The sequence below is a fragment of the Pseudomonas sp. TH31 genome, assembly GCF_016650815.1.
In the GTDB taxonomy this organism is placed as follows: domain Bacteria; phylum Pseudomonadota; class Gammaproteobacteria; order Pseudomonadales; family Pseudomonadaceae; genus Aquipseudomonas.
Map to the genome: position 1 here is coordinate 196,868 of NZ_JAEKEZ010000015.1, position 16,462 is coordinate 213,329.

The 16,462-nt window shown below is 53.3% G+C and carries 12 protein-coding genes and 8 pseudogenes; 13 read left to right on the forward strand and 7 right to left on the reverse strand.

The window, feature by feature from the left end; translation table 11 throughout:
• Positions 1-44: 44 nt before the first annotated feature.
• A pseudogene (locus tag JFV26_RS13300) lies at positions 45-722 on the forward strand (IS5 family transposase); the annotation flags it as partial.
• Between the two features lie 549 nt (positions 723-1,271).
• On the opposite strand, the pseudogene JFV26_RS13305 reads toward JFV26_RS13300, so the two are convergent.
• From JFV26_RS13305 to JFV26_RS13315, 3 genes and pseudogenes are all read right to left on the reverse strand, one after another.
• Positions 1,272-1,445: pseudogene (locus JFV26_RS13305) on the reverse strand (transposase); the annotation flags it as partial.
• 180 nt (positions 1,446-1,625) lie between these two features.
• Positions 1,626-2,438 (reverse strand): hypothetical protein, encoded by an 813-nt coding sequence (locus JFV26_RS13310; protein ID WP_201193004.1) that lies wholly within the window; start codon positions 2,436-2,438, stop codon positions 1,626-1,628.
• 913 nt (positions 2,439-3,351) lie between these two features.
• The gene (locus tag JFV26_RS13315; protein WP_201193006.1) at positions 3,352-3,762 is read right to left on the reverse strand and encodes a hypothetical protein; all 411 of its coding nucleotides are present in this window, start codon (positions 3,760-3,762) and stop codon (positions 3,352-3,354) included.
• Between the two features lie 670 nt (positions 3,763-4,432).
• On the opposite strand from JFV26_RS13315, the gene JFV26_RS13320 reads away from it, so the two are divergent.
• The 8 genes and pseudogenes from JFV26_RS13320 to JFV26_RS13355 all read left to right on the forward strand — a co-directional run bounded on the left by JFV26_RS13320 (position 4,433) and on the right by JFV26_RS13355 (position 9,063).
• On the forward strand, positions 4,433-4,993 hold the full coding sequence (locus JFV26_RS13320; protein ID WP_201193008.1) for a DUF2975 domain-containing protein: 561 nt from the start codon (positions 4,433-4,435) through the stop codon (positions 4,991-4,993).
• A 7-nt stretch (positions 4,994-5,000) separates the two neighbouring features.
• The gene (locus JFV26_RS13325) at positions 5,001-5,228 is read left to right on the forward strand and encodes a helix-turn-helix domain-containing protein (protein WP_201193010.1); all 228 of its coding nucleotides are present in this window, start codon (positions 5,001-5,003) and stop codon (positions 5,226-5,228) included.
• A gap of 63 nt (positions 5,229-5,291) precedes the next feature.
• A pseudogene (locus JFV26_RS13330) lies at positions 5,292-5,537 on the forward strand (Tn3 family transposase); the annotation flags it as partial.
• 287 nt (positions 5,538-5,824) lie between these two features.
• On the forward strand, positions 5,825-6,376 hold the full coding sequence (locus tag JFV26_RS34840) for an anthrax toxin-like adenylyl cyclase domain-containing protein (protein ID WP_446739924.1): 552 nt from the start codon (positions 5,825-5,827) through the stop codon (positions 6,374-6,376).
• On the forward strand, positions 6,295-6,930 hold the full coding sequence (locus JFV26_RS13340) for a hypothetical protein (RefSeq protein WP_201193014.1): 636 nt from the start codon (positions 6,295-6,297) through the stop codon (positions 6,928-6,930). Before JFV26_RS34840 ends, JFV26_RS13340 begins: the two co-directional genes overlap by 82 nt.
• 389 nt (positions 6,931-7,319) lie before the next feature.
• Positions 7,320-7,895, forward strand: a pseudogene (locus tag JFV26_RS13345) (IS3 family transposase); the annotation flags it as partial.
• A gap of 427 nt (positions 7,896-8,322) precedes the next feature.
• A complete protein-coding gene (locus JFV26_RS13350; protein ID WP_201193016.1) occupies positions 8,323-8,880 on the forward strand; it encodes a DUF2975 domain-containing protein in 558 nt (185 codons plus the stop codon).
• A 9-nt stretch (positions 8,881-8,889) separates the two neighbouring features.
• The gene (locus JFV26_RS13355; RefSeq protein WP_201193018.1) at positions 8,890-9,063 is read left to right on the forward strand and encodes a helix-turn-helix domain-containing protein; all 174 of its coding nucleotides are present in this window, start codon (positions 8,890-8,892) and stop codon (positions 9,061-9,063) included.
• 31 nt (positions 9,064-9,094) lie between these two features.
• Here JFV26_RS13355 and JFV26_RS13360 read toward each other — a convergent pair.
• Together JFV26_RS13360 and JFV26_RS13365 are read right to left on the reverse strand one after the other, a co-directional pair.
• Positions 9,095-10,030 (reverse strand): annotated as a pseudogene (locus JFV26_RS13360) (IS256 family transposase).
• Positions 10,031-10,155: 125 nt separating this feature from the next.
• Positions 10,156-10,650: pseudogene (locus JFV26_RS13365) on the reverse strand (IS110 family transposase); the annotation flags it as partial.
• Between the two features lie 195 nt (positions 10,651-10,845).
• On the opposite strand from JFV26_RS13365, the gene ompR reads away from it, so the two are divergent.
• On the forward strand, positions 10,846-11,586 hold the full coding sequence (gene ompR, locus JFV26_RS13370; RefSeq protein WP_201193026.1) for an osmolarity response regulator transcription factor OmpR: 741 nt from the start codon (positions 10,846-10,848) through the stop codon (positions 11,584-11,586).
• 110 nt (positions 11,587-11,696) lie between these two features.
• On the opposite strand, the pseudogene JFV26_RS13375 reads toward ompR, so the two are convergent.
• A pseudogene (locus JFV26_RS13375) lies at positions 11,697-12,454 on the reverse strand (reverse transcriptase domain-containing protein); the annotation flags it as partial.
• 100 nt (positions 12,455-12,554) lie between these two features.
• Here JFV26_RS13375 and JFV26_RS13380 point away from each other — a divergent pair.
• The 3 genes and pseudogenes from JFV26_RS13380 (at position 12,555) to JFV26_RS13390 (ending at position 15,500) form a co-directional block, all read left to right on the forward strand.
• Complete coding sequence (locus JFV26_RS13380; protein WP_201193028.1) at positions 12,555-12,845, forward strand: hypothetical protein; 291 nt, start codon at positions 12,555-12,557, stop codon at positions 12,843-12,845.
• Positions 12,842-14,030 (forward strand): annotated as a pseudogene (locus JFV26_RS13385) (tyrosine-type recombinase/integrase). The gene JFV26_RS13380 and the pseudogene JFV26_RS13385 overlap by 4 nt, the downstream one beginning before the upstream one ends.
• Before the next feature lie 954 nt (positions 14,031-14,984).
• The gene (locus JFV26_RS13390; protein WP_201193030.1) at positions 14,985-15,500 is read left to right on the forward strand and encodes a hypothetical protein; all 516 of its coding nucleotides are present in this window, start codon (positions 14,985-14,987) and stop codon (positions 15,498-15,500) included.
• Between the two features lie 828 nt (positions 15,501-16,328).
• Here JFV26_RS13390 and JFV26_RS34145 read toward each other — a convergent pair.
• Positions 16,329-16,457 carry a hypothetical protein gene (locus JFV26_RS34145; RefSeq protein ID WP_274610343.1) on the reverse strand — a complete coding sequence of 43 codons (129 nt, stop codon included), beginning with the start codon at positions 16,455-16,457 and terminating at the stop codon, positions 16,329-16,331.
• Positions 16,458-16,462: the final 5 nt, after the last annotated feature.

The following is a 16,462-nucleotide window of genomic DNA, read 5'->3' on the forward strand; positions in this document are numbered from 1 at the left end:
CGAGGCGGTAGTCTGGTGGTAGGTGTAGTTCATGGAACGGATACCTTTGCTCTGGGGCCGCCTGGCGCGACATGCCGGAGAGCTTCGGCCCATGGTCAACGGTGTATCAGCGCTTTCGTGACTGGCGCAATCGCGGGACATTCGATCAGATGCTTAAGCGGCTTCACATCAGGATGAACGAGCAAGGGTTAATCGATCTGGATACCTGGATGATTGACTCCACAGCGGTACGCGCCACCCGAGCTTCTCCTGGTGCAGGGAAAAAAGGTGGCCTGAAGAACCGCAAGACCATGCACTCGGACGTAGCCAGAGCGGCCTGACGACGAAGATCCACATGCTGTGTGATGCCAATGGCGTACCGCTGAACTTTCTACTGTCAGGCGGGCAAGCCAGCGACATCGCCTACGCGCAAACGCTGCCGATGGGTGCTGGCTGACAAGGGCTATGACGCCGAGGCGTTGCGTCGCTACTGCGACCGTTATCGGATGCAGCCGGTAATTCGGTTGCGCAGCATGAAGCGAAAGCCCAAGCCGGGTTTGCCGAGACTGTTTGATCGCCCCAAGTACCGTCTGCGCAACATCATCGAACGTATGTTCGGCTGGCTGAAGGAGAACCGTAGCATCGTTACGCGCTTCGACAAGCTCGCGAAAAGTTATGCGGTGATGGTCTCACTGTCTTGTGCCATGTGGTGTTTGCGACAGTACTTTTCGTACAGAGCCTAGTTGACTACTACACAGGTCCTCCTCCTTAAACTGGAGCGTGGTCAATTGGCTCTTCTTGGCGATGAAGAACCGGAGAGTAAGAACCGTCCATAACTAGCCCATCATTTAACGCGGAAAAGTTCATAAACATAGTTTCAAGCGATAAAAACCAGCTTAAGTGGTGAAACTCCCCACTAAAAAAACGCGCCTAATGATCGCACACTGCAAGCAGACATTAATATGCCAGCAGCCTGGCTGAATAATTTACTACAACTCTTCTTCCAACACCACTAAGGCATCAGTAAAACCGCCCTGCGCCCATCATACTCAATCAATAGCCAAGTCACCATGTAAAAACAGCTTATAACTTTAGTTTATGCAGAGCCTATGTCAATAGGCGAGCATAAAAGCGACCAATAGAAAAGTTACAACCATAAGCCCCGGCTCTCAAAAAAATTATTTTGCATTTAGAATTCGTCCCGAAAATATGAAACTCCTAACCCATATAACAATACCCTTCGACCCGTTGAGTTTTAATCATCGCTCAAGGGAAACTGAGGGATGCAAGATTACGGTCGACCAGGGGTCGAATCGTTCAGGCATATCGCGCCTTGCGGTGCCTGAATACAACACCCATAAGATGCCGTTGAGCATCAGTCGTTCGTCGTTTCGTTTCTGATCCTGGGTGATTAGATCACCGATCAATTCCCAGGATGAATCGCTGAGTTCGTATCGCTTTGCCATCAGGGGCTCCTGCCGTTGATGGCAGCGATTTTACACATCCAAGCATTTCAAGGGATTTCGTACAGAGCCTAAGGCCCAGTATTGCCTTGGGCTTTTGAGTCGGTCTCCCGAACCCGTTTACCTTCGCCGAACACATCCCCGTGCCGGGCATACAAAGGGATTTCGCCCGACTCACTCAGTTTAAACCAAACCCGTAGCAATCCCGTACTGGGGCGTGCGTCCACGCTGACCATAATTTTCTTCGATGCCACCTATTACTGCCACGGAATGACCGCGTCGCTCTACGGTACCGATCATGCCATTTTTCAGTGCATCCAATGAAACTGGCCTGATATGGTCTTTCAAGCCAAGCCGCAACAAGCCTTCGCGAGAGTGCTCACCATCATTGAGAGACTTTATCGCATGACTAAAGCTTCGCCCCGCAATGCCATCATTATTTTCCATTTGTGCTCGTTTGGCACTCACGGCAAACAGAAAGTTGGCATCGCTTATCATTTCTTGATTATGCCCTTGAAACTGCGCTCCACGGGATGCCTGCTGCAGCTCTGAGTCTCTTAGTTGAAGCTTAAACCCGTCCCTCATCACCACTTCATAACCATTAGATACTTTCTTCACCTCGGTGAATACATCGGTAGGTTTCTGGCCAAATTTCATCATGGCCGCCTTGATCGAGGCAACTGTGACACAGTTACCGTCGGGGCCTTGCCGAAACCCTCCCCATATATCGTCTGGCCTCTTCCCCGAGGTAGTACTTGGAGAGTATGGGAGCACATCGGCAGGAGCAGGATAGACTGGTGAAGGGGTAAACGGCGCTGGTTTAATGGGAGAGTTGTCACTTGAATTAGGCGAGAATAACCTCTTAAAAAACTCAACGACCTCGCCAAATATACTACTCAGCGAATTAAAAGCAGTTCTAAAAAATTCAAAAATGCCTTCCCCTCCATTTTCTGAAGCCGTACTTTCGGAGGCATTAAAATCCGTACCAAAGTGCATAATTGAAGGTCCTGCCTGCATACTTTTCCCAAACGCTGCCGCGGGGTTGTTTTCAGCTATTTCATTATTTGTCGTGCACCCAAAATCAATTGAACAAGGCCCGCCTGATATCCGCATACATCCCCCAGAACGCAACATTTAGATAAGTATTTATTAATTAGTGCCGCCTTAGTTAGCCCCCACCACTATAAAATTTTGTTTCGTCGCAGCCTGAAACACCATGACTTTTATATCCAGCATGAAACTCAAAAAACATAGCCGGTCGAAAAGCTGGTCCTCGCGCTATTGTCTCATGGCTTTATCTTCTGATTTAAAACTCCGCGTCATCAAGTGCTCGGTTTGTATGAGGCGATTCTCTCGACACATCGAAAAATCTTTTTCAGCGTCTCCACAACAGCCCCCCCAATGCCGAATATTCTTCGGATGCTCAGCACCCGCAAAAAAACACACATGTGAGCCCGCAGCGGGCATTCCCTCTTTTACACAGGAGGGAAACTCATCGAGGTAAATAGAACAATGAAGGACAAGGTTTCGAGTGAGGTTATTTTCTGAGGACAGGCGCCCAATCTCTAACTAAAACCTGAAGTTTGAGCTTCACTCCCTATATGAGAACGGGTGTGCCCCCCCTTTTACTCCGTGCTACTCGTAGTACAACTGGCCATGCCCGGTTCGGTGCCGGCTGTAACGCTACACAGGATGCACAACGATGTGCTGTTCAAGGCCTGCGTAAACAGGAGCATCAGCATTATCGGAAAACATCATCACTAAGTAATTGAACTCGCCAAAAACTTATTTGACGAGAGCCATGACTAGACCAGAGATGGTGCGGATAGACTCGTCTGTGAGCGCGACCGATTGCTATCACCTCACAGACACTCATCCTTGGTTAATCCCACTGGCGGGATGTTTACCGCTATATCACTTTCTTTAAAAGATCAACCGCCATCCCCAGCCCAGTCCCCAATGCACTAACAGCAGTTTTTAAAAAATCAACAATACCTTTCCCGATATTTTCTCCTGCCGCACCTGCAGCTGTTTGATCAGAGCCGCCCGAATTAGGTGCGAAGAGCCCCTTAAAAAAATCGCCTACCGCACGCACCCCACCACTCAACGCATTAAACGCAGTTTTGAAAAAGTCAAGACCTCCTTTCTCACCACTTTCTTCAGACGCACTTTCGGACGTTTGAGCGACCCCTTCCATCCGCATAATCGACGGCCCGACATCCATATCCCCTCCGGAGGCGGCTGCGGCTTTTTTTGCTACACTTTCATTATTTGTTGCATACCCAAAATCCGCTAAGCCAGATCCACCTGATATCCGCATATACTTCTCCAAAACGCACAATTGAGATAATCATTCAATAATTGATACTGCCTTACTTTACGAGCAACCACACCACCACCCACTTAAGCCCAAAACCAGCGCTAAAACAGCACAGACTATTAATATCTCGTGGTTTGAAGTTCAAAACTACAAGTCAATAGAGAAATAACGCTTCCCGTTACTAACTCATTGCTCGACTCTCTAACCACTGTGTTTCAGAGCTATCAGCCGTTCAGCTTAGGTGAAGCAATTGTTTCGCCGTACTAGTGTCCCGTATCACAAAGACTGATATTTTTTGCGAGACCTGACACTAGAAGACTTTTTCAAAATTTCCCTAACAGGGTACACCCCACTGCCGGACACGCTTCTGAAATCCACTCAAATATTCTTTTTTCCGCAATCCCCCTCTCGTTATTCGCAACCGAGCAACGAACCCTATATTTCAGCTCGGCCAGAACCTGACACTCGCCATGCTGAGCGTCGCTAGGGCATAGGGATCTTTTTGCGGTAACGCCTTCAAAGCTCACGCGCTTGAGACGCAGGGTAGTATCGGATTTCCGGCTGCAAGATAAGCTCAATCCCTAAAAAATCAGTAAAAAAACAGCATTTAGTATTGAATTACGATAATTTATAAAAAAGATACTCAGCGTACTAAAAAACGAAGCTCCGAATGACTTCATCTCGCCTAGCTACTCTCAGCCAACACATGACCGTTTTCACGCTGCTGCTTATCGTCGGCATGCTTTTGCTCAATGCAATACTCTGGTTTTATCCTGGGTTGGGCGCCGACGATGGCCTGGGTATCGCATTCGCCCTGAGCGAGGTGATGATTTCCCTATACACCATAACAATCGAAATGTTTCCCTGGTGGCAGACGCTAGGCGCAATTCTTTTATCATGTATACCGCTGCTCGCCTTGGCGAGCGGCCTGAACCACCTTCGACGTCTGTTTCAGGGCTACGCTCGTGGTGAGTATTTTTCCAGCACGGCCGCTATGCACCTGGGCAAGGTCGGACGTGATGTCGTGCTATGGGTAGGCGCCAGCTTTGTATGTACGCCGCGGCTCAGCGCGTGGGTCACAATGTTTGCTCCGCCTGGCGAGCGTTTTTTAACGATCAGCTTCACAACAGCCGACTTCGTAGCCCTCTTTCTTGCCGCCTGTATCTCGGTGATTGCACGCGTTTTACTGCTGGTAAGTGTAATCGATTCTAAAAACAGTACTTTTGTGTGAGGGCACTATGTCAATCATTATTGAGTTGGACGTGATGCTCGCCCGCAGAAAGGTCAAATCCAAAGACCTTGCTGCGGCGATTGGCATCACCGAACAAAACTTATCGTTGCTGAAGCAGGGCAAGGTTAAAGGCATACGCCTGGCCACACTGGATGCAATATGCCAATACTTGAACTGCCGGCCAGGTGATCTGCTGGTATATCACCCTACGGAGCAAGAGACGCTGCCATCCTGACCTGCCGGCATCGTACAACGATACTAGTTTTATCTTAAATATCAAATAGTTAGCGTGAAACTGGAGCAGACCCTAGGTGCCTTGGACTTGGTGGTTAACATCATCGTGCTGTGGAACACCCTCTACATAACGGCCGCCGTGGAGCTGTTAAAGCAGCACGGCTACCCGGTGCTGGACGAGGACCTGGCTCGGCTGTCGCCACTGATCTACGAACACATCAATATGCTAGGGCGGTACTCCTTCGCAATACCGGAAGAGGTCGCCCGAGGAGAACTGCGGCCACTGCGTAACCCTGAGGACAATCAGTGACCTCAAACTTGAGGCTCAAAAAATCGAAAAGATGGTGTCAGTTCACTCGGCGGGGGATTTGCGGTTGTTTGAATCGGGCCGACGGGCACTTTTTTCTGTCGTGAACAAAGAGCCCTGAAGAACACTTACGTTGGTGTTTTTTCAATTTTAGGAGCATAGGAATGAACAGTTTTTCGCTCTGTCATATTCAACCCAATGGCGCCAGCCTTGAATCGCAGAACAAGGCAATAGAGGGCCAAATGGCTCCAGGCGCCGCTAAAAGCACCGTACCAGAGCGGTTGCAGGTCATGGAAAAGGTTCAGCATCGGACAGGCATTGTGGCCAGTCACATTGTGTCCTTTCAGAACGTAGCGAAAGAGCACAACTGCATTATTGGTATCCGCCCGGTTGAAACCGTGGCGACCGGGCTGATTGAAGAGGGCCACCCCACCAAAGACTTCCATATCAAAGGCAAGAGCGCCAACTGGGGGCCCCAGGCAGGGATGATCTGTGTCGATCAGGCTTTCAGCAAGCTGGAGGGCTGCCTGGCGTCGGACCCGGCGCGTATCGAGAAATTCAACGGGCAGACTCGGCAATGCATCGAAGACGGTCATGCCGTTGCCGTTCCACTGGTAATTTCCAGAGAACGCATGCGCACGCTGCTGGCCGGTGATCTCATCACGGACATGCATCTTGCGGACGCCGAGGGGGCATTAGGTTCAGCGCGAAAGCGCCCGGCGGAGGATTCTACAAGTTCGAAGCCACCCCCACACCCGGTGTGGTCGAAGGCCTGTACCGAATCAGCCAGCAGGGACAGCCGCTGGAAGTCCTGGCGAAAACGCCGGAGGGCAAGGCGCTGACGGCCGACTATGACTTGCATCTAATCGGACCTCATATCAGCGACCTGGGACCGCAAGACAATCTGCTGGTCCCGGATGTCGCGCACGATGTGTTCAAAGCTCGCATCAACGGATACAGCGACCGGGCAACGGACTCGCGCCCCAGGAACCTGGCGCCGGAACTGCGCCAAGACTATGCAAGCGCCGGCAGCTTTTACCGCAAGGAAGACCCTGATATTGGCAATGCCACGAGCCGTATCGCCGCGATGATTCCTGTGATCAATGCGGCCTTGGTCGGCGGGGGGGAACGGGTGGTTCACCACAGCGCGGACTCGGGTAGCCCGGCCAGCGAAGCCGCTGCCAACTATCCGGCCACGTTCTTCTTGCCGGCCAGGCTGGGGGAATTTGATGAAATCTGTGTGATCGAGAACCGTCAGCAAATGACCGAACTGATCCAGCAAGCGAAAAACAGCGGATACTACATACCGTTAAACCCGTTATGGGAGCCAGAAGTGACCAGCGTCAGACGCTCAGACTTCACAAACTTTCAGAGGTTGCTCAATCGCACTAGATAACAGGCCCGGGCTGATCGGTAATCCCCCCCTGAAATAAGTGCTCGTCAAAAGTAGAGTTTTCTCCTAACCGGATCAAGGAAATCTTGCGTGAAGACAACGTGTTTTTCAGACAGCCAAATCATCGCCATCCTCAAGCAAGCCGAAGCAGGTACTCCAGCACCAGAGGGGGGCGGACGGAATCCTGGACTACTTGGAAGTAGTTCATGTACTCGTACGAAGACCGCATTCGAGCAGTTCGGCTCTACATCAGACTCGGGAAGCGCACTGCCGCGACCATTCGGCAGTTGGGTTACTCGATAAAGAAAGCCCTCAAGAGCTGGCATCAGAAATACGAACAAGGTCATGATTTGCCAATGTGTTATGTGCGTTCGAGGCCGAAGTATTCAGACGAGCTCAATCACCGTTGCTACGGATATCGTCGGATACGGGCGGCACTGGGCAGGCAGCACGTCTTCATCTCGGAGAAAGTCGTGCAGCGTTTGATGAGGCAAGAATGCCTGGTCGTTTCCGCTCCGAAGCGGCGTCGGTACGGCTCCTACCAGGGAGAAATCAGCCCTGCGCCAGAGAATCTCATCAACCGCGATTTCCAGACCGCAACCCCGAATGAGAAGTGACTCACCGACATCACAGAGTTCCAGATCCCGGCTGGCAAGGTGTATCTATCGCCCATGATCGACCGCTTCGATGGGCCGGTCATCAGTTGGACAATCGGTACGCGTCCAGACGCCGATTTTGTGAACACCATGTTGAATGTTGCCATCGAGACGGTGGCTAACAGCAATGACCGGCCCACCGTCCACTCTGATCGCGGTGCTCACTATCGCTGGCCTGGGTGGCTCACTCGGATTCGCTCGATGTCGCGCAAAGGGTGCTCGCCAGATAATGCGGCCTGTGAAGGCTTCTTCGGACGGCTGAAAACGGAATTGTTCTACCCTCGGGACTGGCAGGCTACAACCATTGAGCAGGATCGTGTCCCAGGAAGTGGTGTAACTGAAACCAGCCGAAGGCGCCTTGCGACGAAAGAGGTGGGTCACCGTGGTTCTTAAGACCTGTAACCCTTTGGAGGCGTGATAGATCAGCAGCTTGATGTCATCCTCTCGATCTGCCCCCTTGGCCCGCGAAAGCAGCTTCGAAAGTACTTTTTCCAGAGCGTCCCTAGTGTATTCGATCTTGCGGCGCAGGCCGAAGAACGCTTCGTGCCGCGCCCCTGATACCGGTCTCAAAGAAGCGATGCGTGAAAGATTTGACTTTTATTATTATCGAATTACAATAATAAATAGCTGCAATGCAGCCATTTTATTGCCTTCCAATCATCTTTATCTCAGCCATCGGCCGAGCATCCAACCTGGAAGGTGGAGAAGGTCTAAATCTGAATCGAAAAGGACGTTTCCGATGACAACTGATCGTTTGGCTCACCACAGTCGCTTGATGGCAACACTGACTCAGGCGCTGATAGTGGGCATGCTTGTGTTGAATGCCGCCTGCTGGTTTTTTCCGTCCATTGCCATAAAGTACGGTCTGGGCTTCAACCTGACGGCCATAGGCGTGACGGGGGATCTTAATGTCGACATCAGCAGTATGCCTTGGTGGCAAGTCGCAGGCGGAGTAATCCTGTCCAGTATCCCCTTATTGATGTTGGCGCGTGGGCTGAATGCCTTACGGCGTTTGTTCCAGCTTTACAGCGAAGGGCACCATTTCTCAGAGGGATCGTCAGCGTTGCTTGGCAAGGTAGGTTTCGGCGTGATCATGTGGGTGCTTTTGAGTTTCGTGCTGACGCCAGCGATCAGCGTCTGGGTCACTATGCGACAACCTCCGGGCGAGGGACTGCTGACGATCGCCTTTGATTCATCGCATTTGGTTAGTCTCTTTCTTGCTGCATCGGTCATGGTCATTGCCCGTATCCATCAAAAAGCAAGCGCTTTGGCCCGTGAAAATCAGCAATTTATCTGAGGCCAGATAATGACAATTGAAATCAGACTCGATGTGATGCTCGCTCTACGCAAAGTCAAGTCCAAAGACTTGGCCAATGCCATCGGGATCACAGAGCAGAACCTGTCGTTGCTTAAGCAAGGCAAAGTAAAAGGGGCCGGACTGGCGACCTTGGATGCGATCGTGTCCCAGGAGGTGGCGTAACTCCCGTGCTCTTAGCTGTTGAGTCTGACTCCTAATCAATAATGGCTGACAACTTGACCTTGGGATTGTCACTCACTGCCTGGAACCCCTCAAGTTGCATATAGCGCTTTTGCAGGCTCCAATCGTCGTTCTGCTCCAGCAGCATGGCACCGACCAGACGTACGATGGCGGCGTCGTTCGGGAAGATGCCCACCACGTCGGTTCGACGCTTGACCTCGGCGTTCAAGCGTTCCAATGGATTGGTGCTGTGGATCTGTTGGCGGTGCGCCTTGGGAAACGTCATGTGCGCCAGGACCTCGTCCTCGCAGCCGTCCGTCAGCTGGCTGATCTTCGGATAACGCTCACGCAGTTGATCCGCGACCACACGCCATTGCCGGCGTGACTGCGCCTCGTTGTCCTGGGCAAATACCGTGCGCAGCAGTGCCCATGGTGCGCTGGTCTTTGCCCACATGGGCCATGGCATTGCGCATGAAGTGAACCCGGCAACGTTGCCAGGTTGCGTTGAGCACCTTGAAGATCGCTGCCTTCAGACCTTCATGAGCATCGGAAATCACCAGTTTTATGCCCCGCAGCCCGCGCCGCATCAGGCTACGCAAAAAATCCGTCCAGAACGGTTCGGCCTCCGATGGCCCCACGCGCATGCCCAGCACTTCACGACCCCCGTCAGTGTTGACGGCTACGGCGATTATGACGGCGACCGAGACGATCCGTCCGGCCTCCCGTACGTCGCATCGATCCAGAGATAGGGCCAATCCCCTTCGATGGGGCGATCCAAGAAGGCATGAACACACTCATCGATTTCGCTCGCGAGTCGAGAAACCTGGCTTTTGGAAATCCCGGTCATGCCCATGCCTTCGACATCGAGTTCCATGATGCGCTGAGCGACAAACTGAATCATTTGCCTGAGTAAATCGACGTCAGCACCTTTCTCAAGTAGCTCGCTCAGTGCGATAGTAGGTTCGGTCATCGTGGCTCTCCCGGTTCCGGTTAGGTCTTTGCAAACTCAACCTTAGCCAAGAACCATGGTGACCCACCTCTTTCGCCGCAAGGCGCCTTCGGCTGGTTTCGTTACACCGCCTCCTGGGACACGATCTCAGCATCAGCGAAGGCCTCCGAAACGGCCTTACTCAGCTGGGTATAACCCTTCTGGCAGCACGACTCCGAATTCGTAAAGCAGCCCACGTAAGCCTGTACTCAGCATGATGCGAAACTTCAGCAACTGGGAGCGGATACGGTGTAGAGAGAGGATCGGCTGCTGATTGCCACTAGGCAAGCGCCGGGCTGCTGCACCGCTGTCCAGATGGCTTGAGCGTCAGCCGCATCGGTTTTGTTTCGCAGCACAAAGGGGCGTACCGAACGAGGGGCGAGTAGTCATACCTCATGCACCTGCTGTTGAAGCTGACGTGCCCACCAGTGGGCACTGCCACAGGCCTCGATTGCCACCAGTCTGGTCGGATAATTTGCAAAGAACACCAGCACTTCATCACGGCGCAGCTTATATACGCTCGATCCTCCCAGTGCACTGATCACGGTATGCAACTGGAAAACCTTCTTGGCGATGTCCATGCCAATTACGCTATGTTTCATGGTGGATCCTCCTGTTCAAGTGGTGTTTGTTATCCACTCTCCAATTTGGCACCTTGATGCCGGGGCAGCGAGGATTCTCTGTCGATGTAGAGGTGCTTCGGCCGGCCCGCTGTCGGGGGAGGCGTCCATATAAGTTTCCCTAGGGCCCAGAAGGCAGCTACGCCATAATGCTCGCCGAGCTAAAAGGAGCATCTAATGAGCAGCACTGCAAACAATGCTGAAGGCGAAAAAATTCTTATTGTTGACGACGATCCAGGGCTGAGCAGCCTGCTGGAACGCTTTTTCGTCAGTAAGGGCTACCGTGCCCGTGCTGTACCGAACACCGAACAGATGGACCGCTTGCTGGCCCGTGAAGCGTTCAATCTGGTCGTACTCGACCTGATGCTGCCCGGCGAAGACGGTCTTTCCGCCTGCCGCCGTCTGCGCGGCGCGAACAATCAGATCCCGATCATCATGCTGACCGCCAAGGGCGATGAGCTGAGCCGCATCAAGGGCCTGGAACTGGGCGCCGACGATTACCTGGCCAAGCCGTTCAACCCGGACGAGCTGATGGCCCGGGTCAAAGCGGTCCTGCGTCGTCAGGCTGCGCCTGTACCTGGCGCACCGGGCAGCGAAGACGAAAGCGTGACCTTCGGTGACTACGAGTTGTCCCTGGCCACCCGCGAACTCAAGCGCGGTGATGAAGTGCACATGCTCACTACCGGTGAGTTCGCAGTACTCAAGGCCCTGGTCATGAACGCCCGTCAGCCACTGACTCGCGACAAACTGATGAACCTGGCCCGTGGCCGCGAGTGGGATGCCCTTGAGCGTTCCATCGACGTGCAGATCTCCCGTCTGCGCCGGATGATCGAACCCGATTCATCCAAGCCACGCTACATCCAGACGGTCTGGGGCGTGGGCTACGTGTTCGTTCCGGACGGCGCCGCCACCAAGTGATCGGCGATTTGTAGGAGCGAGTGTGCGGGCAACAGGTCAATCGACCTTGCCCGCAGACTCGCGATCCGCAATGTGCGAGCATCGCTCGATCCTGCAAGTGTGTAGCGGTTATTCGACAGCAACGGCCAGAGCGGACCGCCTTGCGGCGTCCCTTCCTGCCGTCGGCTGGCGATCCCGCCGACATCACTCCGGCCTCGAGATAGCGACGGATTAACCTGAGCACCCGCTTGTCTTCGACTTGACGCTGCACATGGGCCATCAATACATCGTGGTTGACCCGATCAAAGAACTTCTCAAGAGCGAGTTCCACACACCAGCGATGACCCGCCGCCACATGGGCACGGGCTGTTTCGATGGCTTGGTGGGCGCTTCTGTTTGGACGGAAGCCGTAGCTGTTGTCCGAGAACAGGGGATCGAAGATCGGTGTGAGCTGTTGCAGCAGAGCCTGTTGGATCAGGCGATCCACGACGCTGGGGATACCCAACTGCCGGGTGCCGCCTTTGGGCTTGGGGATATCGACGGCGCGTACACCTTGCGGGTGATACTCGCCGGCCAGCAGCCTGGCCTTGAGGATTGGCCAATACTGTTTCATGTGGCCCGCCAATTCGTCGACCGTCATGCCATCGGCACCCGGCGCGCCCTTGTTGCTGACCACGCGGTGATACGCACGCTTGAGATTGGCCGGTGCAAGCACCCGCGCCATCAGCGTGTCCGGCTCCGCGTTCGTCCACGCCACAGACGCCGCCGATGCCTGCGCACCTCCAGCCGTCGCCCGCGGATTCTGTCCGGAACTAGGGGGCACGGTTCCCCCTCGGAGAAATTTCTGCTTTTCGACATTCGACGAGACGCTGACGCCTACTGGCGGCATAACCTGTTCGGCCCTTGGTGGCCTGGTCGCTTGCCACTTACTACGGCCTCGGCTGACTTCTGATCGTTCATCCCGGCGCCTCACGACGCTCGGTAGCACAGTGGCAAACGGGCAGATCTCCCAGGGTAATTCGCGCGACCTTTCTGCTTATGCTTGTCAGATTCGCCCGCTCGTGCAGCCTCTCATGGGATATGCGTACTTCGACCCCGCAGCGGAACCACTGCCCCCGACCTACCAAGTCGACAAGGTTCCAGAAGACAAGATGGCCGAACTGGTCGGCACGACCCGCCGAGCATTGCAAGGCAAGCGCGCCAGGGGAGTCATTCCCAAAGGCGTCTGGAACACCATCGATAACCGCATTTATTACAGCATCAAGAGATACGAGGCATAGCTCGAAAGCCAATGGGATTGCCCACCGGAGTTGAATTTGCTGGACAGTCCGTCCGCATTCGCTTCACCTGGAACGGGCAACGCCGTTGCGAGACCCTCCCCTATCCCCAAACGCCGAAGGGGATTAAGGCTACCGCCGACCTACACGCTCACTTAACCAGCCTGATCAAGCATGGCGTGCTGGATGATCAGCGCTATGCCGAACTGTTCCCCAACTCCACTTACGCCAACTACTCGGCGACTCCCCGTTTCGGAGAGTACGCCCAGGAGTGGCTCAACAGCCGAGAGATAGTGGCGGGGACGCGCAAGAACTGCCTCGGCTACCTCAATTTGTACTGGATGCCCTATCTGGCGATGCTGCCCATCGACGGCATCACGTCAGTGATGCTACGCAAGGTGGTAGCGAACACCGAATGGCCATCGCCGGACGTGAAGCGCTCAGCGATCCAGCGCCTGACCACAGTGTTCGGCACCGCGGTGAAAGACGGGTTGATCAACCGCAACCCAGTCGAGTCCATCGAACTGCCGGCGAAAGCCAAGAAGCCGATTGACCCCTTCACGGTGGATGAGGCCAATAAGATCATCGATCACCTGTACGAGACCCTGACCCACTCGATGCGGATCTACGCGGCGTACTTCGAGTTCGCCTTCTATACCGGCATGCGCCCGAGTGAAATGGCGGCGCTGTGCTGGGGGAGGTCGACAAGGAGAAGCGCCTAGTCAACGTGTGTCGGATCGTCGCAGACTACAAGATTGAGGAACGCACCAAAACCCGCAATATCCGACAGGTCATGCTCAACAGTCGCGCTTTGCACGCTATAGAACAAGCCGAGCTCATGGCCAAGCAACGCACGCATCGGAGCCGCCGTTTGTGTTCCCGCCGACCAAGAACTTCGAGTTCATCCAGCAGTCGAGTGTGACCGACAAACATTTCCAAGCTGCGCTGACCGAATTGGAGATTCGCGCTTGCCGGCAATACAACTGCTGACACACTTACGCAACCATGTGCCTCATGGCGGGTATGAACCCTGCGTTTATTGCCACTCAACTCGGTCATAGCGTTCAGATGTTGCTATCGACCTACGCCCGATGGATCAACTCCAGCACCGAATGGGGTGAGCTCGGGAAGCTCGAAAACAGCTGGATTGGTAAAAAATTGGTACAGCCTGAAACAGTACCCCTCTGAAACCCTTATGGAATCAGCCTCTGTGACACTGGAACCACACCGCTACGTTATAAGAGCGGTTTTCTAAGTGTCCCGGGGCAGTAAGCTGGAGGCTATATACTTAGAGCAGGGAGCTTCGATCTAGACATAAAGGTGGCCAGACTCTCGACAAGCGTGACGATACCGGAACAACCTGGAAAGAAACAACTCCTCCAGATGAGCAACACTCCACTGAAGTTTTATTTAGCAGTCGCCCCCCACCTCGCGCAAATTAAATCGGCCGAAGCAGTCACACTACTACCGAGCGATTTTCCCACGCTTTCTTCAGAACCTCTTAACGCCCAACTCACTGCCAAATCAAAAATCACCCATGGCTTTAATTGTGCTTCTTGACGCGCCCTCTGCTGAAGTCAAACCATTGATTGCTTATGCATTCCTGCTCGCACCCAGCTCTCAGCATCCAAATCTACCGCACACTTTAGAATCAAGCCGCTTATAGCCGATAGAAATAAATAACACTTATTTAATATATTTCGGATACCTATAGCTTCTGAAATCTACCCTTGCTGACCGGCCTGGCTTGGCCGGCAGCGGACAGGCCTGAGGCCTTCGTTTTCTGCCCGTGGCTCCAATGTGAAGGTAAATACGCTACCGTTGATGCCATAGAGTTTTACTTCTAATCTTCATGCGAAGCCATATCCTCGTTTTTTGTATTTATAGGTAACTATCACCATTGGCGAAGACCAGAACTTCTTCATTTTTAGCTTTCAGTTCAGAAACTTAGAATCCAAGAAAGCGCCATTCAAATCATCCTCCTTTTAGTAATAAATAAAAAATTGACGAATTAGGCCTTCAAACATTGACAGAGTGAATCCGCCCATCAAGAATTGCCAAGCGCGTTTCCAAGGTTGGGATCGCGCAACAGGGAGAAATTCTTTTCTAGAATTTCAGCGCATATAAAAAAAGGAAATTAAAATGTCTGAAGCACTCAAGGAAAAAGTCTCGAACGCCAACCTAGGGCAAGTTCAAACCTACCTCCTCTTCAACCAGAGTGGTATCCGGATCACCTTGGATCTGCCCAGCCCAGTGACGCTCAGCCTGAACCAGCAGGAATTTTACCCCCTCCTCACGGACCTATCCCCAAAACTCGCTCCAGTTTTGCACAACAAATCGGGCCTTGACCTCAAATCGGCGACGTTCACTATCCAACTCAATGACGTAAAGGACCGCAACACGATCGCGAATGTGCGGTGGTGGAACGACAATCTGGCAGATGGGAAAGAGTCCATGGTATTCACTTGTGGACAGATTCTTAACCAGAGCGAGGGCACAGGTACCGCCGCCACTTCTGGATACTCTCGAATCCGGTGGGCCACCATGGCGAACAACGGGCGCAACAATGAAACCTTTACCGTGAGCGATGTCTTGCTCACCTTCAAATCTACCTCAACTACGGATGCAACTGACGGGCCGATTATCAGTGTTGGCTAGCTGATCTGCCACCGCGGGGCCCAGAGTTCCGGTCCCCGCGGTCGTCCCCGCCGCTGCGATGTTTTGCCAAATCGACGTGCTGGACGGACCGAAAAGGTTTGAAGCCCATTCGCCGGTCTTAAGTCAAGGTTAAAAGCCACCGCGCCAGCAGTGTTCAACTGCAGGGGTTGCCCTTTAACTCAACCTGATCGGTTGAACCTGTAGAACCCGTTTCCTCTTCATTGGCTACGACCGAATCGTGCCTGACATCCATGTGGATCAAGCGGTAGTGAGAAAACCTGTACCGCCCTGGCAGTCAACTGCCCCAGAGAAACCTTGACACTCAGGCGGTGACAGCCGGCCCTCACACCAGCCCCCTTTTGGCTGGGCGGTCATCACCTTAACTCGCCCGTCAGGCGAAACAGCGCTTGGCATCGAAAGGCTGTTTCTCCTTCACCCATTTGAAGCTTCGCGCCCGTCGGCAATACAACTGCCGACACACATACGCTACCATGTGCCTCATGGCGGGTATGAACCCTGCATTTATTGCCACTCAGCTCGATCATAGCGTTCAGAGGCTGCTATCGACCTACGCCCGATGGATAAACGCCAGCACCGACTGGGGTGAACTCGGAAGCTCGAAAACAGCTGGATTGGTACAAAATTGGTACAGACTGAAACAGTACCCCTCTGAAACTCTTATGGAATCAGCCCCTGTGACACTGGAACAGAATTACACCGTATTTCTGGCTCACATTAATTGCAAATGAGCTTGCATTCGACGGCGCGGGCTCGCATTTCATTGCGACGGGCTCACGCTATCTGCAAATGATCGAGGGCGGTTGAGGATCACAGAGGAATGCCGGCCGCGAGCATCTTGTCGCGTAACTCGCTCGCCCGCTCGGGGTCCAGCGTGTTGTTGAACAACACCTTGAATTCGTGTGCTTTGGCGTTGAACTGTTCCACGAGGTCTTTCATGCGAT